Source organism: Roseomonas alba, from assembly GCF_019430885.1.
Lineage (GTDB): Bacteria > Pseudomonadota > Alphaproteobacteria > Acetobacterales > Acetobacteraceae > Neoroseomonas > Neoroseomonas alba.
The window spans coordinates 109,520-135,823 of the sequence record NZ_JAHYBZ010000001.1; the positions used below are offsets into that span (position 1 = coordinate 109,520).

The 26,304-nt window shown below is 69.0% G+C and carries 23 protein-coding genes; 10 read left to right on the forward strand and 13 right to left on the reverse strand.

What is annotated here, in order from left to right; genetic code table 11:
• Position 1: 1 nt before the first annotated feature.
• The 3 genes from ugpC to KPL78_RS00545 all read left to right on the forward strand — a co-directional run bounded on the left by ugpC (position 2) and on the right by KPL78_RS00545 (position 3,162).
• Positions 2-1,066: a sn-glycerol-3-phosphate ABC transporter ATP-binding protein UgpC gene (ugpC, locus tag KPL78_RS00535; protein WP_219760693.1), complete on the forward strand. Its 1,065-nt coding sequence runs from the start codon at positions 2-4 to the stop codon at positions 1,064-1,066.
• Positions 1,067-1,129: 63 nt separating this feature from the next.
• A complete protein-coding gene (locus tag KPL78_RS00540; protein WP_219760694.1) occupies positions 1,130-2,110 on the forward strand; it encodes a tripartite tricarboxylate transporter substrate binding protein in 981 nt (326 codons plus the stop codon).
• Positions 2,111-2,187: 77 nt separating this feature from the next.
• Positions 2,188-3,162, forward strand: coding sequence for a Bug family tripartite tricarboxylate transporter substrate binding protein (locus KPL78_RS00545; RefSeq protein WP_219760695.1), 975 nt, complete (start codon positions 2,188-2,190; stop codon positions 3,160-3,162).
• A gap of 511 nt (positions 3,163-3,673) precedes the next feature.
• On the opposite strand, the gene KPL78_RS00550 is transcribed toward KPL78_RS00545, so the two are convergent.
• Complete coding sequence (locus KPL78_RS00550) at positions 3,674-4,903, reverse strand: ABC transporter substrate-binding protein (protein WP_219760696.1); 1,230 nt, start codon at positions 4,901-4,903, stop codon at positions 3,674-3,676.
• Positions 4,904-5,035: 132 nt separating this feature from the next.
• Here KPL78_RS00550 and KPL78_RS00555 point away from each other — a divergent pair, with 132 nt between their 5' ends.
• The 5 genes from KPL78_RS00555 to KPL78_RS00575 all read left to right on the forward strand — a co-directional run bounded on the left by KPL78_RS00555 (position 5,036) and on the right by KPL78_RS00575 (position 8,798).
• Positions 5,036-6,043, forward strand: coding sequence for an NAD(P)H-quinone oxidoreductase (locus KPL78_RS00555; protein ID WP_219760697.1), 1,008 nt, complete (start codon positions 5,036-5,038; stop codon positions 6,041-6,043).
• A gap of 14 nt (positions 6,044-6,057) precedes the next feature.
• Positions 6,058-6,798 (forward strand): SDR family NAD(P)-dependent oxidoreductase, encoded by a 741-nt coding sequence (locus tag KPL78_RS00560; RefSeq protein ID WP_219760698.1) that lies wholly within the window; start codon positions 6,058-6,060, stop codon positions 6,796-6,798.
• A gap of 6 nt (positions 6,799-6,804) precedes the next feature.
• Positions 6,805-6,990, forward strand: a complete 186-nt coding sequence (locus KPL78_RS00565; RefSeq protein ID WP_219760699.1) for a hypothetical protein — start codon at positions 6,805-6,807, stop codon at positions 6,988-6,990.
• 124 nt (positions 6,991-7,114) lie between these two features.
• A complete protein-coding gene (locus KPL78_RS00570) occupies positions 7,115-7,993 on the forward strand; it encodes a DMT family transporter (protein WP_219760700.1) in 879 nt (292 codons plus the stop codon).
• A 34-nt stretch (positions 7,994-8,027) separates the two neighbouring features.
• Complete coding sequence (locus KPL78_RS00575) at positions 8,028-8,798, forward strand: alpha/beta fold hydrolase (RefSeq protein ID WP_219760701.1); 771 nt, start codon at positions 8,028-8,030, stop codon at positions 8,796-8,798.
• Between the two features lie 399 nt (positions 8,799-9,197).
• Here KPL78_RS00575 and KPL78_RS00580 read toward each other — a convergent pair whose 3' ends face one another.
• The 11 genes from KPL78_RS00580 to lexA all read right to left on the reverse strand — a co-directional run bounded on the left by KPL78_RS00580 (position 9,198) and on the right by lexA (position 23,905).
• Positions 9,198-10,070 (reverse strand): metallophosphoesterase, encoded by an 873-nt coding sequence (locus KPL78_RS00580; protein WP_219760702.1) that lies wholly within the window; start codon positions 10,068-10,070, stop codon positions 9,198-9,200.
• 63 nt (positions 10,071-10,133) lie between these two features.
• On the reverse strand, positions 10,134-10,775 hold the full coding sequence (locus KPL78_RS00585; RefSeq protein WP_219761673.1) for a DNA-3-methyladenine glycosylase family protein: 642 nt from the start codon (positions 10,773-10,775) through the stop codon (positions 10,134-10,136).
• A gap of 2 nt (positions 10,776-10,777) precedes the next feature.
• On the reverse strand, positions 10,778-12,055 hold the full coding sequence (locus tag KPL78_RS00590) for a TRAP transporter large permease (protein WP_219760703.1): 1,278 nt from the start codon (positions 12,053-12,055) through the stop codon (positions 10,778-10,780).
• Positions 12,056-12,248: 193 nt separating this feature from the next.
• Entirely contained in the window at positions 12,249-12,845 is a 597-nt protein-coding gene (locus tag KPL78_RS00595; protein ID WP_255568482.1) for a TRAP transporter small permease, read from the reverse strand.
• 68 nt (positions 12,846-12,913) lie between these two features.
• Entirely contained in the window at positions 12,914-13,888 is a 975-nt protein-coding gene (locus KPL78_RS00600; RefSeq protein WP_219760704.1) for a DctP family TRAP transporter solute-binding subunit, read from the reverse strand.
• Positions 13,889-14,422: 534 nt separating this feature from the next.
• Positions 14,423-15,400 carry a TRAP transporter substrate-binding protein DctP gene (gene dctP, locus KPL78_RS00605; RefSeq protein WP_219760705.1) on the reverse strand — a complete coding sequence of 326 codons (978 nt, stop codon included), beginning with the start codon at positions 15,398-15,400 and terminating at the stop codon, positions 14,423-14,425.
• Positions 15,401-15,476: 76 nt separating this feature from the next.
• A complete protein-coding gene (locus KPL78_RS00610; protein WP_219760706.1) occupies positions 15,477-16,115 on the reverse strand; it encodes a YjbE family putative metal transport protein in 639 nt (212 codons plus the stop codon).
• Positions 16,116-16,252: 137 nt separating this feature from the next.
• Positions 16,253-17,656 carry an L-lactate permease gene (locus KPL78_RS30695; RefSeq protein WP_219760707.1) on the reverse strand — a complete coding sequence of 468 codons (1,404 nt, stop codon included), beginning with the start codon at positions 17,654-17,656 and terminating at the stop codon, positions 16,253-16,255.
• Entirely contained in the window at positions 17,653-18,636 is a 984-nt protein-coding gene (locus KPL78_RS00620; RefSeq protein ID WP_219760708.1) for an MBL fold metallo-hydrolase, read from the reverse strand. The genes KPL78_RS30695 and KPL78_RS00620 overlap by 4 nt, the downstream gene beginning before the upstream one ends.
• Before the next feature lie 82 nt (positions 18,637-18,718).
• On the reverse strand, positions 18,719-23,074 hold the full coding sequence (locus tag KPL78_RS00625; RefSeq protein WP_219760709.1) for a beta strand repeat-containing protein: 4,356 nt from the start codon (positions 23,072-23,074) through the stop codon (positions 18,719-18,721).
• Positions 23,075-23,185: 111 nt separating this feature from the next.
• On the reverse strand, positions 23,186-23,905 hold the full coding sequence (gene lexA / locus KPL78_RS00630; protein ID WP_219760710.1) for a transcriptional repressor LexA: 720 nt from the start codon (positions 23,903-23,905) through the stop codon (positions 23,186-23,188).
• Positions 23,906-24,087: 182 nt separating this feature from the next.
• Here lexA and KPL78_RS00635 point away from each other — a divergent pair, with 182 nt between their 5' ends.
• On the forward strand, positions 24,088-24,930 hold the full coding sequence (locus KPL78_RS00635; protein WP_219760711.1) for a glycosyltransferase family 2 protein: 843 nt from the start codon (positions 24,088-24,090) through the stop codon (positions 24,928-24,930).
• A gap of 5 nt (positions 24,931-24,935) precedes the next feature.
• Here KPL78_RS00635 and KPL78_RS00640 read toward each other — a convergent pair whose 3' ends face one another.
• Positions 24,936-25,136: a hypothetical protein gene (locus KPL78_RS00640; protein ID WP_219760712.1), complete on the reverse strand. Its 201-nt coding sequence runs from the start codon at positions 25,134-25,136 to the stop codon at positions 24,936-24,938.
• A gap of 201 nt (positions 25,137-25,337) precedes the next feature.
• Between KPL78_RS00640 and rpsD the strand changes: the two genes are divergently transcribed.
• Positions 25,338-25,955 (forward strand): 30S ribosomal protein S4, encoded by a 618-nt coding sequence (gene rpsD / locus KPL78_RS00645; RefSeq protein WP_219760713.1) that lies wholly within the window; start codon positions 25,338-25,340, stop codon positions 25,953-25,955.
• Positions 25,956-26,304: the final 349 nt, after the last annotated feature.

The following is a 26,304-nucleotide window of genomic DNA, read 5'->3' on the forward strand; positions in this document are numbered from 1 at the left end:
CGTGGCGAGCCTCGACATCCAGGGCGTGACGAAATCCTTCGGCGCCACGCGCGTGCTGCACGGCATCGACCTCGCCATCCATGACGGCGAGATGGTGGTGATCGTCGGCGCATCCGGCTGCGGCAAGTCGACCCTGCTGCGCATCGTGGCGGGGCTCGAGACCTCGACCTCCGGCGCGGTGCTGATCGACAAGGTGGATGTCACGCCGCTCGAACCCGCGGATCGCGACATCGCCATGGTCTTCCAGACTTATGCGCTCTATCCGCACATGACGGTCTTCGACAACATGGCCTATGGCCTGAAGATCCGCCGCGTGCCGAAGCCCGAGATCCGCCGGCGCGTGCAGGAAGCCGCCGACCTGCTGTCGATCGGCCAGTTGCTCGACCGCAAGCCGCGCCAGCTTTCGGGCGGCCAGCGCCAGCGCGTCGCCATGGGCCGCGCCATCGTGCGCGAGCCGAAGCTCTTCCTGTTCGACGAGCCGCTGTCCAACCTCGACGCCAAGCTGCGCGTGCAGATGCGCGCGGAGATCCGCAGCCTGCAGAAACGCCTCGCCGTCACCTCGCTCTTCGTCACGCATGACCAGGTTGAGGCGATGACCCTCGGCGACCGGCTGGTGGTGATGAATGAAGGCCGCGCCGCCCAGATCGGTACGCCGATGGAGGTCTGGTCGCGGCCGGCCGACACCTATGTCGCGAGCTTCATCGGCAGCCCGGCGATGAACATGCTGCCCGCGACGCTGGCCGAGGGCGGCGCGGCCGCACGCCTCGCCGATGGCACGGTCTGGCGCTTCACCGATGGCGCCCGGCCAGGCGGGGAGGGGCGGGCGGTCATCCTCGGCATCCGGCCCGAGCATCTGATGCCCGATGCGGCCGGCCTCGCCGTGACCATCGACCTCGCCGAGCCGCTGGGCTCCGAGACGGTGGTGCATGGGCGCCTCCGGGACGGTACGGCGCTGACCGCGCGCTTGCCGGGCGGCATTCCCCAGGAACCGCTCATCCTCGCTCCCGACCTTGCTGCGCTGCACGTTTTCGATGCTGCGGACGGCAAGCGGCTCGATCCGGCCTGAAATCGTTGACGTAGTGCGCGGCGGCCTCCCAGATTGCCCTCAAGCAACCGGGAGGACCCAAGAATGAACCGCCGCCACATCCTCGGTCTTGGCGCCGCGGGCGCCATCGCACCCTTCGCCGCGCAGGCGCAGCAGACGCCCCCTTGGCCCAGCCAGGCCGCTCGCATGATCGTGCCCTTCGCGGCTGGCGGCCCTACGGATATCCCGGCCCGGCTGCTCGCCGATGAGATGTCGAAGTTCCTGCCCAACCGCGTGGTGGTGGAGAACCGCACCGGATCGGGCGTGTTGATCGGCACCGACATGGTCGCCAAGGCGCCGAAGGACGGGCTGACGGTGCTCTACACCACGGTCGGCCACGCCTATCTTCCAGGCCTGTTCGAGCATCTGCCTTTCGATCCGCTGGCCGACTTCACTCCCTGCGCCTTCGTCGGGCAGATCCCGATGATTCTGATGGTGAACAAGGATTTCCCGGCGCGGACCCTGCCGGAGCTGATCGCCTTGCTGCGCGCCAATCCTGGCAAGTACGACTATGCCAGCAGCGGCAATGGCGGGGCTGTTCATCTCGGAACCGAGCTATTTCTCTACATGGCCGGCGGGTTGCGGGTGAACCACATCGCCTTCCGCGGGTCCTCTGCCGCGACGCCGGAGGTGCTGGCCGGCCGTATCCCGATGATCTTCGACGTCGCCGCCGGCGCGCTTCCCTACATCCAGCGCGGCGAACTCCGGCCGATTGCCATCAGCACCCGCACCCGCATGCCCTATGCGCCCGACATCCCGACCTTCATCGAAGGCGGCGTGCCGAACTTCGAATGCTATACTTGGCACATGGTGATGGTGCCGGCCGGCACGCCGCGTGGCACGGTCCTGGCGATCAACGCCGCGGTGAACCGCGCCCTGGCCGTTCCGGCAGTACAGGACCGCCTGGCGCAGATGACCATGAACGTCGTCACCAACAGCACGCCGGAAAGTGCAGCGGACTTCCTGCGTAGCGAAACGGCAAAATGGACCCCGGTAATCCGCGGCGCCGGCATCCGCCCAAGTTGACCGGAAGCCGCCCTTCAGGGCGGTTGACGCATGGCGGCGCATGGGCCACCTGTCCCTGCATTCGGGAGAATGCAGTCATGGATCGTCGTCATCTGCTGGGCCTCGGTGCCGCCGCGGCCCTCGCCCCTGTCGCCACCCGGGCCCAGGCCCCGGCCTGGCCGACTGCGCCGGTGCGCCTCGTCGTGCCCTTCGCTGCCGGCGGCCCCACCGACGTTCCCGCGCGGCTCTTCGCGGACGAGATCTCGAAGATCCTTCCCCAGCGCATGATCGTCGAGAACCGCACCGGCGCCGGCGTCGTGGTCGGCACCGACGTGGTGGCGAAGGCGCCGAAGGACGGCCAGACGTTGCTCTACACCACGGTCGCCCAGTCGGTGCTGCGGCCGCTCTTCCCGCGCCTGCCCTTCGATCCTGTGGCGGATTTCGCGCCCATCTCCCTGATCGGCGTGATCCCGATGGTGATCACGGTGAACAAGGACTTCCCCGCCCGCACCCTGCAGGAGCTGATCGCCAAGCTGCGCGCCGAGCCCGGCAAGTGGGACTACGCCAGCAGCGGCAATGGCGGCGCGCTCCACCTTGCGGCGGAACTGCTGCTGCGCCGGGCCAATGTCCAGGCCAACCACGTGCCGTATCGCGGCACGGCGGCGGCCATGCCGGACGTGCTGAACGGCTCGGTGCCCATCATCGTCGATGTCGCGACCAGCGCCTTGCCCTTCGTTCAGCGTGGCGAAACCCGCGCCCTGGCCGTGATGGACGACCAGCGTCTCCCGCAGCTCCCGAACGTGCCGACCACTGCCGAGGCGGGCTTCCCGGGCCTTGAAGCCTATACTTGGCATATGGTGCTGGCGCCCTCCGGCACGCCGGAGCCCATCATCGATGCGGTGGCCGCCGTCTTCGGGCGTGTGGCGAAGGAGCCGTCGGTGCGTACCCGCCTCTCGGATCTCGCCATGCGCATCGTCGACGACCAGTCCCCGGCCTATGCCAAGTCGTGGCTCGAGGCGGAACGGACGAAGTGGGAAGGCATCATCCGGGAAGCCGGCATCCAGGCGGACTGATACCCGCGGCCTCCATGTCCTGACCTGTGGAACCGAGAGGGGCTTTGCCCCTCTCGGCGTGAAGCAGTGCTTCACGCCCCAACAAAGGCCGAGAGGCCTTTGGAAACCTCAGCCTGGTATTGTGCGCCCCTGCCGGAGCGGCGCCGAAACCCGCACCTGCGCAGCAAGCGCGCTGGGTGGGATGGCATGTCTGTCACGCCCAACAGCAAGAGACCAGGTGCTTCAAGCGCTGGGGGCATCCATGGACATGGCACGGCAACGTCAATGGGAGCCCGATGGCGGGGCGGCTTGGAAGGGGCAGAGCCCTTCCGATTCCGCGCGCTCCAGTCATTTCCAAGGGCCGCTGGCATCCTGCCCGCCGCCCTCTCAGCCGACGTCGTATCGGCCAGGATCCCGCCCGGCCCCGCCCGGAGCATTTCCGGCGAACCTCCATTCACCTGCAATGCTCCAGGTGTTTGTTCTTGCGAGCATCTTCACCTGTCCGGATGAGTTCATCCGGACAGGACCTGCTCTAGCCTGACGTCTCCCCCATCTGCCCCCGGACCGGCGCCACCGCGGCTTCCGCGGGGAACACCGTCACCTGCCGCCCGCCCTGCCATTGGAGGAGAAACGGCTTCGCCCGCGTGTTCTGCCCGCGCTCGTCGAAGCGCACGCCCCAACCGGTGGCGGTGGTGCCGTCGGCGATGTCGGTGGCGAGCACGGCGGTGCGCACGCGATCCTTCTCGGTGCTGCCGGCGCGATGCACGGCGTCGAGGAAGACCCGGGCACCGAAGTAGTTCGCCAGGGAATGGCCCGATCGCGGCTCAGCGCCGTAATGCCGCTTGTAGAATTCGACGAAGGCCGAGACGCCAGGCGCGAAGCGCTCATTCACCGCGAACTGGGTGAAATCGACATTCATCACGCCCTCGAAGGCGGGGCCAACGGCGCGCGCCGTATCCACCAGCGAGTATCCCGCGCCCGACCCGATCACCATGCGCGGCTTCCAGCTCACTTCCTGCATGGCGCGGAAGAACAGCACGATGTCGTTCTGGTAGCCGGTGTGCAGCACGATATCGGTGCCGGCGGCGCGCAGGCGCTGCATGGCGGAGGCGAGTTCCGCCGAACGCGGCGAATAGCCGATCTTCTCCACCAGGGTCAGGCCGCGGGCGCGGACCTGCTGTTCCTGGAAGCTGCTGACAGTCTGGCCATAGAGCGCATCCTCGAAGAGGATCGCGATCTTCAACGCCGGGGCCTCCACGGCGAAGATCGGTGCCAGAACATCGGGCACCGCCGTCACGGTGGCCAGGCCGAAATCCGAGGAGCGCGGGCAGGTGCGGAAGACGTAGCGGAAGCCCCGCTCGGTGATGGGATCGCTGATCGCGCCCAGCTCGAAATAAGGCACGCCCTGCAATTCGCTGACCTGCGTCGCGGCGAAGGACAGCGGCGAGGCATAGGTCCCGAATACCGCCGCGACGCGTTCCGTGCCGATCAGCCGGCGGACTTCCGTGATCGCCTGTTCGGCACTGACCGCGTCGCCCTTGGCGAGGCGGATCTGGCGGCCGAGCACGCCGCCCACCGCGTTGCGCTCCTCCACCGCCAGTTCGACGCCGCGGAAACTCTCATCGCCGAGCAGGGCGAGTCCGCCTGAGAAGGGATAGAGTGCGCCGAATTTCAACTCGCTGCCCTGGGCGGCTACGATGCGCGGCACGGCGGGCGTGGCGGCAAGGCCGCCCAGCACGGTGCGGCGACGGATCGGGGCCAAGGGCTTCCTCCAGCGGGACGGGAACAATGTGAATCTTCGACGTCCCGCGCCGCGCTGGCAAGCCCGCCTGCCTTGACGCAGCGGTGTGCGCGGCGAATGGTCCGCCCGCACCAGCATGGGGAGACGACGCCGATGACGAACCTGCCGCAGGAGATGACCTTCATCGACCATGGCGCCGGTGGCGGCCCCGAGGTGCTGGTCCCCGCCCGCGCGCCGGTCCCCGCACCCAGGCCGGACGAGGTGCTGATCCGTGTCATGGTCGCCGGCGTGAACCGCCCCGATGTGCAGCAGCGCAGCGGGTCCTACCCGCCGCCGCCGGGCGCGAGCCCGATCCTCGGCCTGGAATGCGCGGGGGAGGTGGTCGCCACCGGTTCGGCCGTCACCCGCTACAAGGTGGGCGACAAGGTCTGTGCCCTGACCAATGGCGGCGCCTATGCAGAATATTGCGCCGCACCCGAGGCCCAGACCCTGCCTTGGCCCGCCGGCTACGACGCGCTGCGCGCCGCCGCGCTGCCCGAGACCTTCTTCACCGTCTGGGCGAACCTGTTCGGCCACGGCCAGATGCAGCAGGGCGAGACGGTGCTGGTGCATGGCGGCACCTCCGGCATCGGCGTTACCGCGATCCAGCTTGCGAAAACCTTCGGCGGGCGCGTTTTCGCCACCGCCGGCAGTGACGACAAATGTGCTGCTTGTCTACGTTTCGGTGCGGATGCCGCGATCAACTACCGCACCCAGGACTTCGCCGAGGAAGTCCGCCGCCTGACCGACAAGAAGGGCGTGGACGTCATCCTCGACATGGTCGGCGGCGCCTATTTCCAGCGCAACCTGCGCTCCCTCGCCTGGGACGGGCGGCTGGTGCTGATCGCCTTCCTCGGTGGGTTCGAGGTGGAGAAGGCCGATCTCCGCCCCATCATGCTGAAGCGCCTGACGGTGACGGGGTCGACCATGCGCCCGCGCACCACGGCGCAGAAGGGGGAACTGGCGCGCGGGCTGGAAGCGAAGGTCTGGCCGAAGCTCGCCGCCGGCCAGTTCGGCCCAGAGATCTACCGCAGCTTCCCCCTCGCCGAGGCCGCCGAGGCGCATCGCCTGATGGAAAGCAGCGCGCATATCGGCAAGATCATGCTGACTGTCGCACCGTAACGGGAGATCCGCCCATGTTCGACCTGACCGGCAAGGTGGCGCTGCTGACAGGGGCGACGGGCGGCATTCCGCGCGCCACCGCCATGCTGTTCCACCGCCTCGGCGCGGCGCTCGTGCTGACCGACCTCGACCCCGGCGCGCTGGAGGACCTCGCCACCGTCCTGCCCAAGGACGGCCCGCGTGTGGTTACGACACGGGTCGACGTCACCGACCCAGCCGAGGTCGAGGCCGCGGTCGCCCTGGCCGGGACGGAGCTCGGCGGCCTCGATATCCTCGTCACCGGCGCGGGGCTGTATGTAGAGCGCGAGGTCACCGCCATGTCGGACGCCGACTGGCACCAGACGATCGGGGTCAACCTTGATGGCGTCTTCCATGCCTGCCGGGCCGCCATGCCGGTGCTGCGCAAGGGCGGGGCGATCGTGAACATCGCCTCCATGGCCGGGCATCGCGGGTCGGTCCGCCATGCCCATTACGCGGCCTGCAAGGCGGCCGTGCTCGGCTTCACCCGGTCCCTGGTGCATGAGCTGAGCCCCCGGGGCGTGCGGGCCAATTGCGTCTCTCCCGGCATCATTGCGACGCCGATGACCGAGGCGATCATGCGCGACAACGGCGCGGCGCTGGTCGGTGCCACGCCGATGCGCCGCTTCGGCAGCCCGGAGGAAGTCGCCTCGGTCATCGCCTTTCTCGCTTCTGACGCGGCCGCCTTCGTCACGGGCGAGACGATCCACATCAATGGTGGCCTCTACATGGACTGAATGGGCATGTTCCTTGCGCTCCTCGCCCTCGCGCTGATCCTGGCCGTCCTGATCGGGCGGCTGCCGCGCGGGGGCGGGCGGGCGCTCGCCGCCGGCGGCGCGGTGCTGGCGCTGGCGGGTGCTGCGCTGATGCGCCTGCAGGCCGGCTCACTTCCCGGGCACGGTCCGCGGCGCTGGCATTCCCCGTCCTGACACGAAAGCAACACGTGCATCCTCGCATGGCGGCTTTCCAAAAAGCCGCGCATGCGCTCACATCGTCACACGGACCGGGGCGCGTGCACGGTTCACCACTGCAACCGGGAAATCTTGTCGCCCCATGCGTTCGGCGTTCCATCTGCTGGTCGTTGCAATTCTTCTGTTCGGGGGTGCCTGGCCGGTCACCAAGGCCGCACTCGCCCATGCGACGCCGATGTGGTTTGCGGTCGGGCGCGCGGGGTTGGCGGCCGTGGTTTCGGCTCTGCTGCTCGCGGCACTCGGCCGGTTGCACTGGCCCAGGCGGCGGGACATGCCCTCGGTGCTCGCGCTCGGGCTGCTGCAGCTCGGTGTCTTCTTCGTCCTCGCCCATGCAGCGGTTGCCATGGTCCAGGCCGGGCGGACGGCCATCATCTCGGCCGTCGTCACCTACTGGCTGATCCCGCTCTCCGTCCTTGTTCTGGGGGAGAAGGTGCCGCCCCATCGCTGGGTTGCGGCCGGGCTCGGGCTCGCCGGCGTGGCGGTGCTGGCCGGCCCCTGGTCGGTGGACTGGACGGACATGGCGCAGCTTCTCGGCCATCTGATGCTGATGGCGGCCGCGCTGTTCTGGACGCTGGCCATCATCACCACGCGGAAATACCCGCCGGCCTCCTCGGTCTTCGAGTTGCTGCCCTGGTGCTTCACCCTGGCCACGGTCTTCATCCTTCCCTTCGCCCTGGTGCTGGAACCCGATGGCGGCATCTTCGGCCCGTCCTGGCCCTTCATGCTCTATATCGGGCTGGTCGTGGCCCCGATCGGCACCTGGTGCGTCATCGAGGTCGGCCGGCGCCTGCCTGGTGCCGTCGCCTCGGTGGCCTTCCTGCTGGTTCCGGCCTTCGGCGTGCTGGTCAGCCATCTCTGGCTGCGGGAACCGCTCGGCTGGGACATGATCCTGGGCGGCGGGTTGATCGTGGCCTCGGTCGTCCTGGCCGCACGGGAGTCCGGCGAACAGCCTGCGGCATGACAGTGCGTGGAAGATCGTGCGAAGGAGCGCGATCATGATCCTGGCGAATACCGAAGCGGGCTCCGGCCCGCCCCTGATCCTGCTGCACGGCCTTTTCGGGGCCGGGCAGAACTGGGGCGCCATCCGCAGGGCCCTGGCCCCGCACTTCCGCGTCCTGACGCCGGACCTGCGCAATCACGGCGCGTCGCCGCATGCCGCCGACATGTCCTATGCGGCGATGGCCGGGGACGTGATCGACCTGATGGACGCGACCGGGATCGACCAGGCTGCCATCCTCGGCCACTCCATGGGCGGCAAGGTCGCCATGATGCTGGCCCTGATCCACCCCGCGCGCGTCTCGCGCCTGATCGTCGCGGATATCGCGCCGGTCCGCTATCCGCCCGGCCTGCGCGGCTACATCACCGCCATGCAGGCCATGACGTTGGCCCCGGGCCTGACGCGGCGGGAGGCCGATGCTGCCCTGGCCGCCGCAATCCCGGAAGCCGGCATCCGTGCCTTCCTGCTCCAGAGCCTGCGCCTCGACCTCGATCCGCCGGCCTGGCGCCTCGGGCTCGACGAACTCGCTGCGGCGATGCCGGGCATCGAGGGTTTCTCCACCCCTCCCGGCGCCCGCTACGACGGGCCGACCCTGGTGATGGGCGGCGAGACCTCCGGCTACATCCGCGCCGACAACCATCCCCTGTTCGAGAGCCTGTTTCCCCGCGCCCGCTTCGTGACCATCCCCAAGGCGGGACACTGGATCCACGCCGAGAATCCGTCAGGCTTCCTCGCGGCGCTGGAGCCATTTCTGGAGCAGGGCGGGTGAGGGGCGTGCCGGAGGCGGATGTCGGAAGCGGGTGAGGGCTTTGCCCTCTCCCGGACCCTCACCCACCAAAGGCCGAATGGCCCTTGGACCCCTCGACTTGGTGCTGCGCGCCACGGGGTGAACGGTGGCGAGAGCCGCCCCTGCGCACGATGCGCGTTCGGTGGACGCGGCGTGTCCGTTCGGCCTTCCGCTTCCGGCGTCGGCGGGCGCGATCGGGTGATCGGCGCCGGCAGGCATGGCAGCGCCCTTCAGGCCGGCGCGTCTGGCGCTCTCATACCGCCGAGCCTTGCTGATGACCTGGTCATCGGCAAGGCGAACGGTACGGCGCGCGGGTTTGGTGGGGCGGCCGCGCGCAATACCAAGACTCCGATACCGAGTCAGCCGGAAGGCTGGCCGGTATCAGCCGGTGATTTCCACCAGCGTGATTTCCGGCGGCACGCCGAGCCGCACCGGGAGGGTGCTGATGCCGAGTCCGCCCGAAACGATCAGGTCGCGTCCCTCCTCCCGCACATGTCCCCAGGCGTAGCGGTTGCCGTAGCGGGAGGGCGTGATGGGCGACCAGCCGGCGAGGCGCACCTGCCCGCCATGGGTGTGGCCGGAGAAGGTGACGGTCGCGCGTGCCGGCATCCGCGCGAAGATGTCCGGTTCATGCGCCATCAACAGCAGCGGGGCATCGCCGGCGACCTGGTCGAGCAGGCGCGGGAGGTCGTCGGCGCCCTGGCGCGGACCGAAGACCCATTGGGATTCGAGTCCGCCGACCAGCACGGGGCCACTGCGCAGCACCTGGTTGCGCAGGGTGGGAATGCCGACGGCTTCCAGGGCGCGGGCGATGGCGGTCACGGCGCCGCGGCCGCGCCGCATCGCCTCGTGGTCCTCCCACCAGTCGTGATTGCCGTTGACGGCATAGACGCCAAGGGGCGCGCGCAGCGCGGCGAGCCGGCGGGCCACATCGGCATGCGGGATGACGCGCGTGACGAAGCGAAAGGACGGCCCGAAATCCCCCGGCAGCAGCACCAGGTCGGGCGCGAGCCCGTTGGCGCGATCGACGATGTGCTCGATGCGGCCTTCATCCATCAGCGGCGCGCCGGCGTGCAGGTCGGACAGCACGGCGACGCGCAGGGCCAGGCCGGCAGGCCAGCGCAGGGGCCGGATGCGATGATGTTGGACGGTCAGGCGCAGGAAGGGCTCGACCACGCCGCCATAGGCGGCCACGCCCGCACCCGCGGCCAGCAGGCCACCCACACCGGTCATGATGCCGCGACGCCCGATCATGGCGGCGCAGTCTGCATCGGAAGATGGCGGCGGTGGGGCGGGCCGCGCCACGGCCCTGTCGATTCAGATGGCCTTGGGCTGGCGGAAGCTGCCGTCCTTGGCCATGTCCGCCGCACGCCAGAAATACCAGGCGGCGGTGGTGCGGAAGGGGCCCCAGGCCTCGCCGATGGCGGCCAGTTCCTTGGGCTTGGGCTGCGCCTCCAGCCCGGCGGCGACGCGGTAGCCCTCCCGCACGCCGAAATCGTCCACCGGCAGGATATCGGGCCGGCCGAGGGTGAAGATCAGCAGCATCTCCACCGTCCAGCGCCCGACCCCGCGCAGCGCGACCAGGCGCTCGATCAGTTCCGCATCGGTCAGTTTCCGCGCGGCCGCGCGCGTCGGCACGATGCCGGCGGCGGCCTTCTCGGCGATGTCGCGGATGGCGAGCGCCTTGTTCGCCGACAGGCCGCAGGCGCGCATCTGTTCCGGCGTCACGGCCAGCACCGCCTCGGGGGCGGGAAAGCCCGCGGGGCAGCAGCAGGCGATGAAGCGGCCGAGGATCGCCTCGGCCGCCCGCCCATGCACCTGCTGGTGCGCGATGGCCCGCACCAGCGCCTCATAAGGCTGGCGCCGCGCCGGCTTCAGGGTGCAGGGCCCGACCTGGCGGATCACCGCCTTCAGAATCGGGTCCCGCCGCAGGTGCTTCAGGGCTTCGGGCGTGCCGATGCTCACCGGAACACCAGATGCGGCAGCACCAGCGTGATGGCCGGGATGTAGGTGATGACCATCAGGCAGGCGAAGATCACCGCAATGAAGACGCCGAGCGGCTTCATCATCTTGTCGATGCTGCACCCGGCCACCTGTGCCGCGGCGAACAGGTTCACGCCGAAGGGCGGGGTGATCATGCCCAGCGCGAGGTTCACCACCATCACCGTGCCGAAATGCACCCCGTCCACGCCGACACGCTGCGCGGCTTCCTGCAGGATCGGGGCGAGCACGATGATCGAGGCCGAGGTCTCGACGAACATGCCCACGACGAAGAGGAACAGGTTCACCACGAGCAGATAGGCGCCCGCGCTGTCGAAGGAGGTGGCTAGCCAGTTCGCCGCCGCATCCGGCACGTTCTGCCTGTTCAGCAGCCAGGAGAACAGCGCCGCGCAGGCGATGATGAACATGATCACCGCGCTGCTGATCACCGATTTGCGGAAGATCGGGTAGAGGTCGCGCAGACCGATCTCGCGATGCAGGAACATGCCCACGATCAGTGCGTAGAAGACCGCGATCACCGAGGCCTCGGTCGGCGTGGTCACGCCGCCATAGATGCCGCCCAGCACGATCACCGGCATCACCAGCGCGAAGGCCGCCTGGCGCGTCGCGGTCAGGAAGGGCAGGCGCCCAACGCCGTCCTCCTTCCCCCAGCCCTTGATGCGGCACCAGATCAGCACGGTGACGATCAGCGCGCCGCCGATCAGGAAGCCCGGCCCGAAGCCGGCGATGAACAGCTCCGGGATCGAGGTCTGGGTGGTCACGCCATAGAGGATCATCGGGATCGACGGCGGGATGATGACGCCAAGTTCCGCCGAGGTCGCCTGCAGCGCCGCAGCGAAGGCCACCGGATAGCCAGCCTTGACCAGCGCCGGGATCATGATGGCGCCGATCGCGAAGGTCGTCGCGACGGAAGATCCGCTGATTGCCGCGAAGATCATGCAGGTGACGACGCAGGTCGCGGGCAGGCCACCCTGCACGCCGCCCACGATGGAGCGGGCGAATTCCACCAGGCGGCGGGAGATGCCGCCGACATCCATCAGGTTGCCCGCCAGGATGAAGAAGGGAATGGCGGCGAGTGGGAACTTGTCGAGTGCGACGAAGAGCTGCTGCGCCGCGACGATGAGCGGGAACGAGGTGAAGCCGGCGATGCCGACGACCGCGGCGATGCCGATGGCGATGGCGACCGGGATGCTGATGGCGAAAAGCACCAGCATCACGGTGAGCATGGTCCCGCTCATATTTGATAGCCCTCAGACGGCCGGCGGGCCGCATCCGGGCCGCCCAATCGCATGGCGGAGCAATGCGGTTGGGGCCCATCCGCGGCCCTTGCCTTCGCGCCCCGCGCTATCGCAGTCGCGGCGGCGGGCAGGCCGGGCGCGGTCGCGCCGTGCGCTCCGGACGCGCCGTCGGCGCGCCTGTGAGTGGCGGGCGTCATACGGCGTTCTCCAGCTCTTCATGGCGGTGGTCGAGGAACTGGGCGACGACGCCCACCATGGCGAAGACCGCGCCGATCGGGATCGCCGCATAGCCCCAGGACATCGACACTTCGAGGCCCGCCATCTCCTGGAACTTCACGCGCAGCGCCATGTCCCAGCCGAACCAGAACATGATGCCGAGGATGGTGAGCGAGGCGGCCAACGCCGCCGATTCCAGAGCCCGCCGCACTGCCCCGCCGGTGTAACGGTGCGCGACGTCGATCGACACCAGCGCGCCGGCGCGCAGAGCCACCGCGACGCCGAGGAAGGCCATCCAGATCAGTGCGGTGCGCACCAGCGCCTCGGACCAGACGGAGGGGGTTTCCGTCGCGAAGCGGGCGATCACCTGCCACATGCCGGCAACCGCTGCGACGGTCAGCGCCAGGCAGGCGAGCATCGCCGCCAGCCCCGTGGTCGCCCGGTCGACCTGCATGATCGTGCTGCGCACCGCGCCGCGCATCCCACCGCCGGATCCGGCCCACAAGGCAAGGATGACGGTGGCGAGCGTCGCCGCCGCCGTCACCTGCAAGGGCACCACATTCATCGCATTCATCGATACCCCCCAGTCAGGCGAAGGGGCGCAGCACCTGGCCGCGCCCCCGGTTCAGGCGACGCCGTCGGTCAGTTCGGCTGCCAGTCACGGATGCGCCGCAGCGTCCCCGCATCCAGCGTCCGTTCCCATTCCGCGAAGGCCGGCGCCAGCGCGGCCTGGAAGGCGGCGGTGTCCACTTCGGTCACCACGGTCATGCCGTTCTGGCGCAGCGTCGCAACGCCCGCCTCGTCATCGGCCGTGACGCGGGCGCGGTTTGCGGCCTGGGCCTCACGCGCCGCCTGGTAGAACAGGGTACGGTCGGCCGCGCTCAGCCGCGCGACGGTCTGCGGATTGCAGATCATGACCTGCGGCGAATAGACGTGCCGCGTCATGGTGAAGTAGCGCTGCACCTGGAAAATGTTGTTCGCCACGATGACCGAGATCGGGTTCTCCTGCCCGTCCACCGTACCCTGCTGAAGCGCCGGGATCAGCTCGGAGAAGGCCATCGGGGTCGGAAGCGCGCCGAGGGTGGTGAAGGCCCGCATATGCACCTGGTTCTCCATGGTGCGGATCTTCAGGCCGCGCAGATCGGCCGGAGTGTTAATCTCCCGCCGCGAATTGGTCATGTTGCGGAATCCGTTCTCCAGCCACACGACGCCGACCAACCCGCGGGCCGGGAAACGGGCGAGCACCTGCTGGCCGATCTCGGAATCCAGCACGCCGCGGGCATGGGTCGCGTCGCGGAACAGGAAGGGCACGTCGAAGATGCGCACCTCGGGGACGAAGTTCCCGACCGGGCCCGTCGAGGTGAAGGTGCAGTCGATGGTGCCGATCTGCACACTCTCGACCATCTCGCGTTCATTGTCATTGCGCTGGGCAACAACCTTGTAGCGGCCATTCGTCAGGCGCTCGAAGGCCGACCCAAAGGTGGTGGCGCCGACACCGGTATGGCTGTTGGCCGGCAGGGCATGCTGCACGGTGAGCTGCGTCTGCGCGAAGGCCGGCGCAGCAGCGAGCGGCGCCGCCAGGGCAACCGCGAACGCAAGACGTCTGGTCAGGGACATTCCTGTGAATCCTCCATGTTGGGTGTTGTTGCCGGCAGTTAGCCGGGGGCGGGCAGGGCTGGCAATGGCACCCGTGACCCGAGGCCCAGATTGGGGCGCTATCCTCATGCGCGTGCGGGACCATGGCGGTGGCGGAGCGGGGAGGGGCTCTGCGCTCGCCCGGGCCCCCGACCTGCCAAAGGGCCGGCTGGCCTTCGAGACTACCGGGGTGGCTCCGCCGGACAAGATCGGAGGGGCTCCGCCCCTCCGAACCACCCCGCCACCGGGGTTCCATTGACGTTGCAGGGCAACGTCAATGGAACCCCTCGTGCTTGGAGCATTTGGAACGCAGAAACCTGGTGCTGGGCAGGCGGGTCATGCCGTTCCCTTCCAAGCGCCTCGCGGGCGCAAAGGCGGGTTTCGGCGTTCTTCCCGCCAACGGCGCACCGCACCAGGTGACGGTTTCCCAAGGCCCTGTGGCCTTTGGCGGGGAGAGGTTTGGAGAGGGGCAGAGCCCCTCTCCAATGCCACAGCGGTCGGCTGAGCCCTGCCGCCTCAGTTCGGCTGCCAGGCGCGGATCCGCCGCAGCGTGTCGGCGTCCAGTTCGCGCTCATACTGCGCGAAGGCGGAGGCCAGGGCGGCCTGGAAGGCGGCCGTGTCCACGCTGGTCACCACCTGCATGCCGCGGCGGCGCAGTTCCTCGATGCCGGACGCCTCATCCGCGCTGACGCGGTCGCGATTGGCCTTCTGCCCGGCGCGGGCGGCTTCCATGAAGGCGGCGCGGTCGGCGGGCGACATGGCCTGCATCATGGCTGGGTTGCAGATCAGCAGGCCCGGCGAATAGACGTGCCCGGTAAGCGTCAGGTAGCGCTGCACCTGGTTCAGGTTGTTCGCCACGATCACCGGGATCGGGTTCTCCTGCCCGTCCACCGTGCCCTGCTGCAGGGCGGGGACGAGTTCGGAGAAGGCCATCGGCGTCGGCAGCGCGCCAAGGGTGGTGAAGGCCCGCATATGCACCTGGTTTTCCATGGTGCGCACCTTCAGGCCGCGGACATCGCCGGGGTCATGGACCTCGCGGCGCGAATTGGTGAGGTGGCGGAAGCCGTTCTCCATCCAGATCACGCCCACCAAGCCGCGCGCGTTGAACTGCTGGAGGATGTTCTGGCCGATCTCGCTGTCCAGCACGCCGCGGGCATGGGCGTAGTCGCGGAACAGGAAAGGCACGTCGACCACGCGCACGGCCGGGACGAAGTTGCCGACCGGGCCGGTGGAGCCGATGTAGCACTCGACCGTGCCGATCTGGACGCTCTCGATGATCTCGCGCTCGTTGTCGTTGCGCTGGATGTTCACCCGGTAGCGGCCGCCGGTGGCGCGCTCGAAGCTCTCCTTCAGCGCCTGGGCGCCGGCGCCGTAATGGCTGTTCGAAGGCAGCGGGTGCTGGATGGTGATGGTGGTCTGGGCCATCGCCGGGGCGGTCACGGCGGCGGTGGCTAGGCACAGCGCGGCGACGGCCGCGCGGCGGGCGATGGTCATCCTTGGGTCTCTCCCATGCGGGCGGCGGCTGGTGCCGCCCGAATGGGGACCTACTACGCCCGGGCCGGGCCCGTGATCAATGCGGCGCGTCGTGCGGGGCCGGGATGGGCAGGCCCATATGCAGCGCGGCATTGGCGTTGATCGTGCCTTCCCACATCAGCTCAAGGCCGATCCAGGCGATCAGGGCGACGCCGATATAGGCGATGACCTTGAAGCGATCGAGCAGCCTGGCCAGGAAGCCGCCGAGCAGGCCCATCAGGACGATGGAAATGGTCAGGCCCAGGATCAGCATGACAATGTCGTTGCGGGCGACCGCGGCGACGGCCAGCACGTTGTCGAGGCTCATCGACACGTCGGCGACGACGATCTGCCAGAGCGCCGCCATCAGGGTCTTTTCCTTGACCTCGCCTTCCTCGCCGCCCTCCTCCTCGCCGTGATGGAGGAGCTCCTTCAGGAACGACCAGGCGATGTAGAGCAGGGCGAGGCCGCCGACGAAGGCGATCCACCACAGGCCGAGCAGATAGGTCGCGAAGATCGAGAAGATGATGCGCAGCACCGCCGCGGCGACGATGCCGAACAGCACCGCCTTGCTGCGCATCGCCGCCGGCAGGCCTGCAGCCGCCATGCCGATGACCACCGCGTTGTCGCCCGACAACACGATGTTGAGCCACAGGATTTCAAGAAAACGCGGCGCCGCCGCAATCAGGCTGTCCATACGTCACTCCCGGCGCCGCGGCATATCTCCAGCGGCTGTGAATACGCGCCGGACGCTAGTCGTCATGCGCCGTTCGGCAAGTTTCAACGATGCAATGTGACGTCCATCTTTCGGATGACTGATGCGACGGCGTGCCGTTACGACAGCAGCAGGACGGCGACCCAGCCGATCACCAGCACCGCGGCGGTGGAGGGCAGAAGCAGCCGCCAGATCTGTGCTGGCCGGGTCCCGTCGGCGAGCAGCCCGCAGACCAGGGCGGTGGCGGCGAAGGATATGCCGGCCCCGGCCGAACCCGTGAAATTGTGGATGGAGGGCGCCAGCAGCGGCGGCAGTCCGGCGGCGAGTCCCAGGGCCTGCTGCACCGGCATCATGGCCGCGTTGGATCCGACATTGCTGCCTGTCACGATGCCGGCGCCGAGGCCGAGCAGCGGCACGGCGAAGGGCGCGGCCCCGCCCATGGCACCCGCTGCCGCCTGGGCAAGCGCCCCCGTCGCCCCACTGCCCGCCATGATGCGGGCGAACAGCACATAGAGCAGCATCACCAGCGCCGGCCGCGCCGCGCGCTTCAGGGCGCCGGAAGCGCGCCGGGCGCCGTCGCGGCGCACCAGCAACAGCCCGGTGGCGACGGCGACCAGCACCACGGCGACATGCGTGACCGGGAAGGCGGGCAGGGACGCATAGGGCTGCACTGCCGGCGGATGCGGCACCGCCCGCGCCCCGAGCAGCGCGACCGTCAGCAGCGCATAGGGCCACAGCGCCCCCGCCGCACGGCGCCAGGCTGCCGGCCCGCGCGGCGGATCGGACAGATACAGCGCGACCAGCAGCGGAATGCCGGAGGCGAGTATGCCCAGGATCTCGAAGGGCAGGGCCCAGTGGCCGGCGAGCAGGATCGTCGCCATCGCCGCCAGCATCGCCATCTGCGCGGCGCGCTCCCGCGCCGGCACCACGACACCGGCCGCGGCGCAGAGCCGCCAGCAGACCGGGCCGAGCACGAGCAGCCAGGGCGCGGTCATCAGCGCGGTCTCCGCTGCGATGCGCTGCGCCGGCACGCCGAGCAGCGCCGCACCGAGCGCGGTGCCAGGCCCCAACCCGCCCCAGGGGATCAGGCAGAGCGAGAGCAAGGCCAGAGCCCCCGCCGGCGCGCCGCGCAGCCCCATGCCGCGCAGCGCGGAGAGCGCGAAGACGGCACCCACGGCGAAGCCGGTCACGGCCTCCATGAAGACGCCCATCAGCAGCGTCGCGGTGAAGATGGCCCGCGGCGTGGCGTCCTGTGGGGCGGTGGCGGCGTCGCGATTTTCCACCGCGGCGTGGAACAGCAACCCGCCGACCACCACGCCCGCCGGCTGCAGGGCGAGGAAGCCACCGCGCAACGCCTCGCTGCCCAGGAAGTCCAGGAACTCCGCGCCTGCCGGCAGCGAGACATAGGCCGCCGGCAGCGCGGCGCAGAGCGCGGCGAGCACCGCCGGCAGCGGCCCCGCGCGTCCCGAGAGCAGCAGCCCCGGCAGCAGCAGCAGCGGAGCGGATTGAAGGAGGAGGATCACGCCTCGAGCAGGAAGGTCTTCCCCACCGCGCCCGGCACGACGACCTGCTCGCCATAGGCGCGTTCCAGCGCGTTCAGCGCCCGCCAGCCCGTGCAGTGGGAAGGGAACATCCAGCGCAGCCCGAAGCCGCCGAGATCGGTGACGGTCTGCGGGATGATGCGCTCATTGGTGCCGGAGAGATGGAAGCCGCCCATCGCTGCGAGGAGCGGAATGTCGGGCATCAGCCGCCGCGCCTCGTGCAGCACGTTGACGATGCCGCAATGCGAGCAGGCGGAGAAGACGATCAGCCCCTTGCCGCGCAGATGCACGGCGATGAAGCGCTCATCGGCGAGCCATTCGTCGCTTTCCCAGGGTGCGGTCTCCGCGGCGCGCGAGACCTGGCCGGGCAGGCCGACCTCGTAGTCCGTGACGCGCGGGATCTCGCCGCTGACCAGCACATGGCCGGCGACGACGGCGGGCTGGGCGGTGACGATCGGCTCGGCGCCCATTGCGGCCCAGGCGGCGGGTTCGGGCACGCGATCCATCGGCAGCACGCCGCCATCGGGCGCGCGGCCGCCGCGCTCGCGGAACATGCCGGGATGCAGGTAGAGCGGCACGGACTGCCCGCCATTCGCGGCGCGCACCATCTCGATTGCCTTGGGCAGGCCGCCCGCATGGTCCCAATGGCCATGGGAGAGGACCATCGCCTCGATCGCCGCGAAGTCGACGCCGAGGCGCGGCCCGTTGCGCGCCACCGCGTAATCCACCGGCCCCCCGTCGAAGAGCATGGTGCGGCGTTCGCCATCCGCTTCCACGGCAATGACGAGCGACAGGCCGTGATTGGCGCAGCAGATCGCCCCGCCCGAGCTGCGTGTCATGCCCATGCGCTGCAGCCGCGGCCATTCGCGGGTGACGAAGGCCGGCGTGGAGGACAGCGTGTCCGTCAGGTTGTCGACAAGGATGGTGATCTCGATCCGATCGACCGGACGCGGTGCCTGCATGCCGGATTTCCCTCCCCTGGCGGGCGCAGCCTAGGGCAGGGGAGGGTGGGCCGGAAGGGTGTGCCATCCGGCCCTGTCCAGGTCACAGGATGAACCAACTCGCGGCCGGGGCCGCAGCCGATTGGATCAGGATGGCGAAATCCGCCGTGCCGTCGCCATTCACGTCGCCGGCGGCGGTATAGAGGCCGCCTCCGGCGGGCTGCACGCGCAGATCCCCCGCCGCGCCGGTGAAAGCCGCGCCGCGATAGACGAAGGCCTGGTTGCCGGCGAGAGTGGTGTTGGCGTCGATCAGGTTCAGCTCGATCCGGTCCAGTTGCGACCCGGCCGGCGTGAAGTCCGTGATCACGTCGGGATTGGCGACGGCACTGTCGGTGGTTGCCGCGAAGCGGAAGCGATCATTCCCGACGCCACCGGTCAGGACGTCCTGGCCCGTGCTGCCGACGAGGGTGTCGGCGCCGTCGCCGCCCGTGATGGTGTCGTTGCCTGCACCGCCATTGAGGATATTGGCGCCGGCATTGCCGATGAGGGTATTGGCGAGGCCGTTGCCGGTGCCGTTGGTCGCGCTGCCGGTGAGGAGCAGCGTCTCGATATGGGCGACAAGCGTGTAGGCGCCGCTGCTGGTCTGCACCGTGTCGCTGCCCTGGTTCACCACCTCGACCACCACATCGCCAGGGGTCAGGACGTAGAAGTCGTCGCCGAGCCCGCCGAGCAGCCGGTCGATGCCCGCCCCGCCGTCGAGCGTGTCTGCCCCGGCGAGGCCGCTGATCGTGTCCGCGCCGGCACCGCCGGTGATGGCGTTGTTCAGGCCGTTGCCGGTGAATTTATGCGCGACCGTGTTGGTGGCAATGAGATTCTCGATGTTCGCGGCGAGTGTGTAGGTGGCGAGCGTGGTGCGGACGGTGTCGGTCCCCTGGTTCGCAGCCTCCACCACCACGTCGAGCGCGGCATTGACGATGTAGGTGTCGTCGTGGAGCCCGCCGATCATGCGGTCATTGCCGTCGCCGCCATCGAGCGTGTCGTTGCCGGCGAGACCTGTGAGCGTGTCGTTGCCCTCGGCGCCGCCGAGATAGTTGGCGACACCGTTGCCGGTGACCTTGTCGGCGACCGTGGAGCCGATCGCATGCTCGAAGCCGATGATGGTATCGATCGCGCCGCCGTAATCCGTGGCGCGCAGCGTGCCGAGGTTGATCGTCACGCCCAGCACCGCGGCACGGTCGCCCGCCTCATTCGCCGTGAACTGCACACCGTTCGGCGCAAAGCCGTGGCTGTAGGAAATGGTATCCTGCCCGGCACCGCCATTGACGCTGTCCGCACCCGCCCCCGGCGCGATCAGGTTGGCGAGTGCAGTGCCGACGATGGTATCGGCGCCAAAGGATGTCGAGACGCCCTCGAAGCCGATGATGGTGTCGACGTCCCCGCCGGTGTCGCGCGCGCGCGACGTGACGAGGTTCACCGACACGCCACCGCTGTCGAGGCCGCCATAGGCGATGATGTCGAAGCCGCCGCCCGCGTTGATGCTGTCCGCCCCCTCCGATGGGGCGATCCATTCATTCGCCGCGGTGCCGACGATCGTGTCGGCAAAGTCGCCGAACAGGCTGACGCCGCGGATGTTGATAAGAGTGTCGGTGCCGCCCCGGCTGTCGGCGACCTTGCCGGTGGCGAGCCGGACCAGCAGGCCCGCGGTCTGGTCCGAATAGTCCGCCAGCACGTATTCGCCGTTGATGCCGACCAGGGTGTCGTTGCCGCCGCCCCCGCGCAGCAGCGACGTGGTGCGGCCGAGTTGCGCGACGCCTGTGAGGCGATCCGCGTAGTTGCCGCCGATGGCGTTCTCGATGGAGATGAGCCTGTCGGTGCCGCCCAGCCCGTCCTGGGCGATGCCTGTGGTGAGGTCGACCGTCGCGCCCGTCGTGGCGGAGCTGTATTCGGCGTAGTCGCCGCCGAGGCCGCCGTTCAACGTGTCGTTGCCGGCATCGCCCCGGAAACGGTTGCTCTCCGCACCGCCGAGGATCGAATCCGCGAAATTCGTGCCATTGATCCGTTCGATGCTGATGAGCTTGTCGGTGCCGCCCCAGCCATCCTTCGCGACGCCGGTGACGAGGTTGACCGTCACACCCTTGGTTGGCGCTGCGACGTTGCCCTGGCCGAAGCCGTAGCCGACGCGGTCCTGGCCACCGCCGCCATCGATGGTGTCATTGCCGCCGAAGGGTGCGAAGTAGTCCGAATACGCGCTGCCGATGAGCGTATCGTTGAGGTTCGTGGTGCGGATGTCCTCGAAGCCGTAGATGGTGTCGATGCCGCCCTCGCCATCCTGCGCGCGATGCGTGGCGAGGTTGACGCTGACCGCGGCCGCGGACTGGGTGTAGTCGAGCTGGTCGCCGGTGCCGCCGCGCCCGTCAAGCCAGTCGTTGCCACCGCGGCCCCGGAAACGCTCATTGCCATCCGAGCCGAAGATGCTGTCGCCGAGATCCGTGCCGCGGACCACGGCGATGTTCACGAGGCTGTCCTGCCCGCCGAAGCCGTCATTGGCGACGATGCCGGTGGAAAGGTCGACGACGATCCCACTCGTCACGCCGCTCACGCGGTAGTCCGCGAATATCGAGAAGTTCCGGTCGGGCATGCCGACGATGGTGTCGTTGCCGCCATAGCCGCGGGCCTGGAAGCTCGCCGGGCCGTCGACCGAGAAGATCTGGATGAAGTCGCCGCCATTCGTGCCGCTGATCGCCTCGATCTCGCGCAGCGTATCGACGCCTTCGGCGGAGCTGACGGTCGCGTTGTGGCCACCGACGCCGTTGTAGTAGACGCTGGCGGTGATCGGCGATCCGTCGCCGGTGTAGGATGCGTTGTCGAACCCGGCACCGCCGTTGATGAGGTCGTTCCCGAAGCCGCCGCGGAGGAAATCGTCACCGCCGAACGCGAATATGCTGTCATCGCCGACATCGCCGTACAGGCTGTTCGCGACATCGCTGCCACCCATGACATCGGCAAAGCTCGACCCGGTCGCATTCTCGAAACCTGCAAGCGTGTCGAGGTGGCCCCAATTGTCGATGGCGCGCAGTCCGTCGACCGATTCACCACCGATGATCGTCAGCTTGGTGGTGCCGAGATTGATGAAGGCGCCCCGTGTGGGCGCGCCGCCGCCGTCGAAGGCGTCTGCCATGTAGGAGACGTTGTCGCTGCCGCCGCCGCCATCCAGGAGGTCATTGCCGCTGCCTCCGATCAGGTTGTCGGACCCGTCCATCCCCCGGATGGTGTCGGCCCCCGCGCGGCCGAACACGTATTGGTTGGCGGTGGATCCAACGATCGAGTCGCCGAAATTGGATCCGTGCAGATTGTTGATCCCGACGAGGGTGTCATTGCCCTGGCCCGTCGCGATGCCGGTGCCGAGGTCGATCGTGACCGCCCCCAGGCCATCCGTATTGAACATCGCGACGTCACCCTGGTCGCCGCCGCCCACCATGCTGTCGTTTCCGGCGCCGCCGCGGAACCAGTCCTCCCCGATGCCGCCCACCAGCGTGTCGTCGCCCAGGCCGCCGGTGAGCTGGTCGAAGCCCTCGCCACCGAAGAGCTGGTCGTTCCCGATCCCGCCATCGAGGATGTCATTGCCCCCGAGCCCGAGGATCGAATCGCCCGCGGTGCCGGGGGTACCCCCCGTAACGCCGGGGGAGACATTTCCGGGCAGGATCGTGTCATTGCCAGAGGTGCCAATGATCGTCGCCATGGTTGCTCCGTCTTCCAGTGCGAAGGTTCCTGGAACGAAGTCCGAGATGCCGATGCTGGCGGCACCGGCGGTCATGACGCGGACGGCGAGATCGGCGCTGTCGAGGATCCCGTTCCGGTCGATGTCCGCGACGACCCAGCCGCCGCCGGTGACGCGCGGAACCCAATAGGCTGCGATGCCGTCGGTAGGCGCAGTCCCGGGCAGGACTTGGCCGGGGGCGAGCGCCGTCACCGCGCCGGTGGCCCCGCGCCAGTAGAGCGGCAGGAGCACGGAGGCGTCCGGCGATGTCGGGACTGCGTACAGCCCGTCATAGTCGTTGATGCCGAGCCGGTCGCCCTCGCCAGGATTGAAGTCCTGGATCAGATCGGGGCTCGAGACGATGGTCCCGATATTGTCGTAGGTGACGTAGAAGGTGTCGGCGCCGCTGCCGCCGAGATAGGTGTCCTGACCGGCGTCGCCCTCGATGACATCGTCCCCGGCGCCGCCGGCCAGGGAATCGGCGTCGGCGCCGCCGTAGAGATAGTCGCCGCCGGCTTCGCCACGCAGCGTATCAGCGCCGTCGCCGCCATTGAGCATGTCCGCGCCCAGGCCGCCCGCGAGGAGATCCGCGCCGCCGAGGCCGAGGAGATAGTCGTCCTGATTGCTTGCCGGGGTGCCGCCAGTGGAGTTGATCGCACTCGTGATAGTGTCGTCGCTCTCGCTGCCAAAAATCAAATCCATGTCCGAACCTTATGGTATCGACATGAGCATGGCCGCAACGCGTGCGCCCGCGCCACCACCCTGTGGTTGCACAGCCCGAAAACGATCTAACGCAATGGGTGTCCGGCTGCGTCAGTACCGACGCAGCAGGCCCACCAGCTTTCCCTGCACCCGCACGCGGTCGGGCCCGAAGATCCGCGTCTCGTGGCGCGGATTGGCCGGTTCCAGGGCGATCGAGTTGCCGCGGCGGCGAATGCGCTTCAGCGTCACCTCGTTCTCATCCACCAGGGCGACGACGATGGACCCATTCTCGGCCGTGTCGGCGCGGCTGATGATAACCGTGTCGCCGTCCAGGATGCCGGCTTCGATCATGGAATCGCCGGCAACCTCCAGCGCGTAGTGGTCGCCATTGCCGAGCATCGTGGCGGGGACGTCGACGCTCGTGCCGTTGTCGCGCAGCGCCTCGATCGGCAGGCCGGCGGCGATGCGGCCGTAGAGGGGCAGGGTAACCGGGGCGCTTTCCGGGATCTCGGCCGCCGCGCGGGCCGGGGCGTGGCTGCCGAAGGGTCCGCGGATGACATTGGGGCCGAGCGGGGCATCGGGCGTCTTCGGGGCGCGGGGTGCCTTGGGCGACAGGGCCTCGGGCAGGCGAATGACCTCGAGCGCGCGGGCGCGATGGGCCCGGCGGCGCAGGAATCCACGCTCCTCGAGCGCCGTGATCAGCCTGTGGATGCCTGATTTGGACTTCAGGTTCAGCGCCGCCTTCATTTCCTCGAAGGAGGGGGAGAACCCTGTCTCGCGCAGGTGCTTGTCGATGAACATCAGCAGCTCGTGCTGCTTGCGCGTGAGCATTCCTGCTCCTCCTCCAGGCGGCCGGGCCCTGCGACTCGGCCGGAACAAACCGGCAACGTCAAGCGCGTTCTATTTAAGTTCCGGAGTCACAGTCAATCGGTTTCGGCTGTGGATGACTCTGTGGATCGAATCCGGCACCCGCCCTGGCCAGGAACGGCCCCGGCTGGCACAGAAGCCAGGCCATGACACGCCCCGACCTGTCCGTGCTGATCGCCGCCCATCGCCTGCGGATGGAGGTGCCGGTCGCGGTCGCCTCGGTGCTCGACCGGGCCGAGGGCGCGGCTGTCGAGGTGGTCGTCGCGTCCGATGATGGCACCGACTATGCCGAGGTGCTGCCGGCCGATCCGCGGCTGCGTTTCGCGCCGGTGGGGGCGGTGGCCTCGGGGGCGCATGCGGCGCGCAACCGGGCGCTGGCGTTCGCCACCGGCGCGCATGTGCTGATGCTCGATGGCGACGACGCGCTCGAGGGACCGCAGGACGCCATCGCCCGCGCCCTGGCTCTGGCTCGTAAGGCCGGCGCGGTCGTGGTGCCGAGCCTGGTCCGGGATCCGACCGGCGAACCGGTGCGGCGCATTCCGGCGGAGGGTGTGGCGCGCTTTGGCCTGGCCGACTGGGCCTCGGCTTTCGCCTCACTGCATGTGATGGCGCCGCGCGACGCCGCGCCACCCTTTCAACCCTTCCGTCTGATCGACGACGTCCTGTTCGACCTGTCGCTGCTGGCGGCGGCGGGCGGGCAGGCGCCGGTCGCCGAGGCGCTGGTTTATCGCTACCAGCTCCGCCCCGGCCAGGCGACCGATACGGCCGGCGGGCGCTTCGACGCGGAATACGCCGAGGCCCTGGCGCTGATCGCCGCTGATGGCGCGGGATTCGGACACCATGCCGATGCAGTCGCCGCCATCCTGCGGCGCTGGCGGGCGATGAACCGCCTGGTTGGGGGTGGAGGCTCCCGGCCCGCGCTGGGTGACTACCACCGTTCGGTCGCAGCCTATCTGACCGGCGACTGGCCTGCGGGCCGCCGTCGATAGCGGCTCTACACCTGTTTCGCGAGCTTCCGGGCCAGCAGCAACCCCAGCCCGCCGCCCGCCGGCGCCGCGGGCAGGGCGATGATCCAGCCGGCGTGATTCCCGTTGAGTACGAGGGCCAGCCCCGCATACAGCATCAGCCCGCCCACCAGGGAGCCGACCACGCCCGCCGTAAGGCCGAGCACCAGGATGTCCGAACGCGTCACCATGCCGCGCGAGTAGGCTTGGGACGCCGGGTTTGACAAGCCCCGCCGTGCCCCCTATGTCGCCGCCTCCTTCCGGGAATGTGGACGGGCCTTCGGGGTCCGCGCCCGCCGCCGCCCTGAACTGGGTTGGGGGCCTACCGGGACAACAGCCCTGATGGGCACAGCGAAGAAGGGCCGTCGCGGTGACGCGGCGGCAAGCAGCGCATGACCAAGCGCGCCGAATCCAAGTACAAGATCAATCGCCGCCTCGGCGTCAATCTGTGGGGCCGCGCCAAGTCCCCCATCGCCAAGCGTGAATACGGCCCCGGCCAGCACGGCCAGCGCCGCAAGCAGAAGCCGACCGACTTCGGCGTGCAGCTGATGGCGAAGCAGAAGCTGAAGGGCTACTACGGCAACATCGGCGAGAAGCAGTTCCGCAAGTACTATGAGGAGGCCGTGCGCCGGAAGGGCGACACCTCCGAGAACCTGATCGAGCTGCTGGAGCGTCGCCTGGACGCCGTCGTCTACCGCATGAAGTTCGCGGTGACGCCGTTCGCCGCCCGCCAGTTCGTCAACCACGGCCACGTCACCGTGAATGGCAAGCGCGTGAACATCCCCTCCTACCTCGTCAAGGACGGCGATCAGGTCGAGGTGAAGGAGAAGTCGAAGCAGCTCGTCGTGGTGCTCGACGCCGCGCAGTCTGCCGAGCGCGATATCCCCGAATACATCGAGGTGGATCACCGCGCGATGCGCGGGAAGTTCCTCCGCGCGCCGAAGCTGACCGACGTGCCCTATCCGGTCCAGATGGAACCGAACCTGGTCGTCGAATTCTACAGCCGCTGATCCGCGGCTGAGGACGTCGCCTGGCAGCGCCGGGGCCTTCGGGTCCCGGCGCTTTGCGTTGTGATGGGGCTTTCCCCTGGTCCGGGCGATCCTGCCCGATGCCCGCGCGAAGTGGGCGGGCTGATACCGGCCGGGCATTCGGCACCCTCCCGGCGCGCTTCGTGCGTGAGCGCGGCGCCGGGCATCAGGTCGCAGTTTGCGGAGGCCTCTCAGGCCTTGGCGGAGCGCGAAGCATACCGTCGTGCCGGCAGGGAAGAGACCCTTCTCGGTGCCGCAGCCTGGGAAGGCGATCGACCGCGTCCCGAGAGTCTGTCTGAAAACATGCCTCGCGGTACGTTTCCATGTTCGG

Excerpts from the sequence above, each read along its gene's own strand:
- KPL78_RS00540 (WP_219760694.1), top strand. The coding sequence starts at position 1,130 with ATGAACCGCCGCCACATCCTCGGTCTTGGCGCCGCGGGCGCCATCGCA.
- KPL78_RS00545 (WP_219760695.1), top strand. The coding sequence starts at position 2,188 with ATGGATCGTCGTCATCTGCTGGGCCTCGGTGCCGCCGCGGCCCTCGCC.
- KPL78_RS00555 (WP_219760697.1), top strand. The coding sequence starts at position 5,036 with ATGACGAACCTGCCGCAGGAGATGACCTTCATCGACCATGGCGCCGGT.
- KPL78_RS00560 (WP_219760698.1), top strand. The coding sequence starts at position 6,058 with ATGTTCGACCTGACCGGCAAGGTGGCGCTGCTGACAGGGGCGACGGGC.
- KPL78_RS00565 (WP_219760699.1), top strand. The coding sequence starts at position 6,805 with ATGTTCCTTGCGCTCCTCGCCCTCGCGCTGATCCTGGCCGTCCTGATC.
- KPL78_RS00570 (WP_219760700.1), top strand. The coding sequence starts at position 7,115 with ATGCGTTCGGCGTTCCATCTGCTGGTCGTTGCAATTCTTCTGTTCGGG.
- KPL78_RS00575 (WP_219760701.1), top strand. The coding sequence starts at position 8,028 with ATGATCCTGGCGAATACCGAAGCGGGCTCCGGCCCGCCCCTGATCCTG.
- KPL78_RS00580 (WP_219760702.1), bottom strand. The coding sequence starts at position 10,070 with ATGATCGGGCGTCGCGGCATCATGACCGGTGTGGGTGGCCTGCTGGCC.
- KPL78_RS00590 (WP_219760703.1), bottom strand. The coding sequence starts at position 12,055 with ATGAGCGGGACCATGCTCACCGTGATGCTGGTGCTTTTCGCCATCAGC.
- KPL78_RS00595 (WP_255568482.1), bottom strand. The coding sequence starts at position 12,845 with ATGAATGCGATGAATGTGGTGCCCTTGCAGGTGACGGCGGCGGCGACG.
- KPL78_RS00600 (WP_219760704.1), bottom strand. The coding sequence starts at position 13,888 with ATGTCCCTGACCAGACGTCTTGCGTTCGCGGTTGCCCTGGCGGCGCCG.
- dctP (WP_219760705.1), bottom strand. The coding sequence starts at position 15,400 with ATGACCATCGCCCGCCGCGCGGCCGTCGCCGCGCTGTGCCTAGCCACC.
- KPL78_RS00610 (WP_219760706.1), bottom strand. The coding sequence starts at position 16,115 with ATGGACAGCCTGATTGCGGCGGCGCCGCGTTTTCTTGAAATCCTGTGG.
- KPL78_RS00620 (WP_219760708.1), bottom strand. The coding sequence starts at position 18,636 with ATGCAGGCACCGCGTCCGGTCGATCGGATCGAGATCACCATCCTTGTC.
- KPL78_RS00625 (WP_219760709.1), bottom strand. The coding sequence starts at position 23,074 with ATGGATTTGATTTTTGGCAGCGAGAGCGACGACACTATCACGAGTGCG.
- lexA (WP_219760710.1), bottom strand. The coding sequence starts at position 23,905 with ATGCTCACGCGCAAGCAGCACGAGCTGCTGATGTTCATCGACAAGCAC.
- KPL78_RS00635 (WP_219760711.1), top strand. The coding sequence starts at position 24,088 with ATGACACGCCCCGACCTGTCCGTGCTGATCGCCGCCCATCGCCTGCGG.
- KPL78_RS00640 (WP_219760712.1), bottom strand. The coding sequence starts at position 25,136 with ATGGTGACGCGTTCGGACATCCTGGTGCTCGGCCTTACGGCGGGCGTG.
- rpsD (WP_219760713.1), top strand. The coding sequence starts at position 25,338 with ATGACCAAGCGCGCCGAATCCAAGTACAAGATCAATCGCCGCCTCGGC.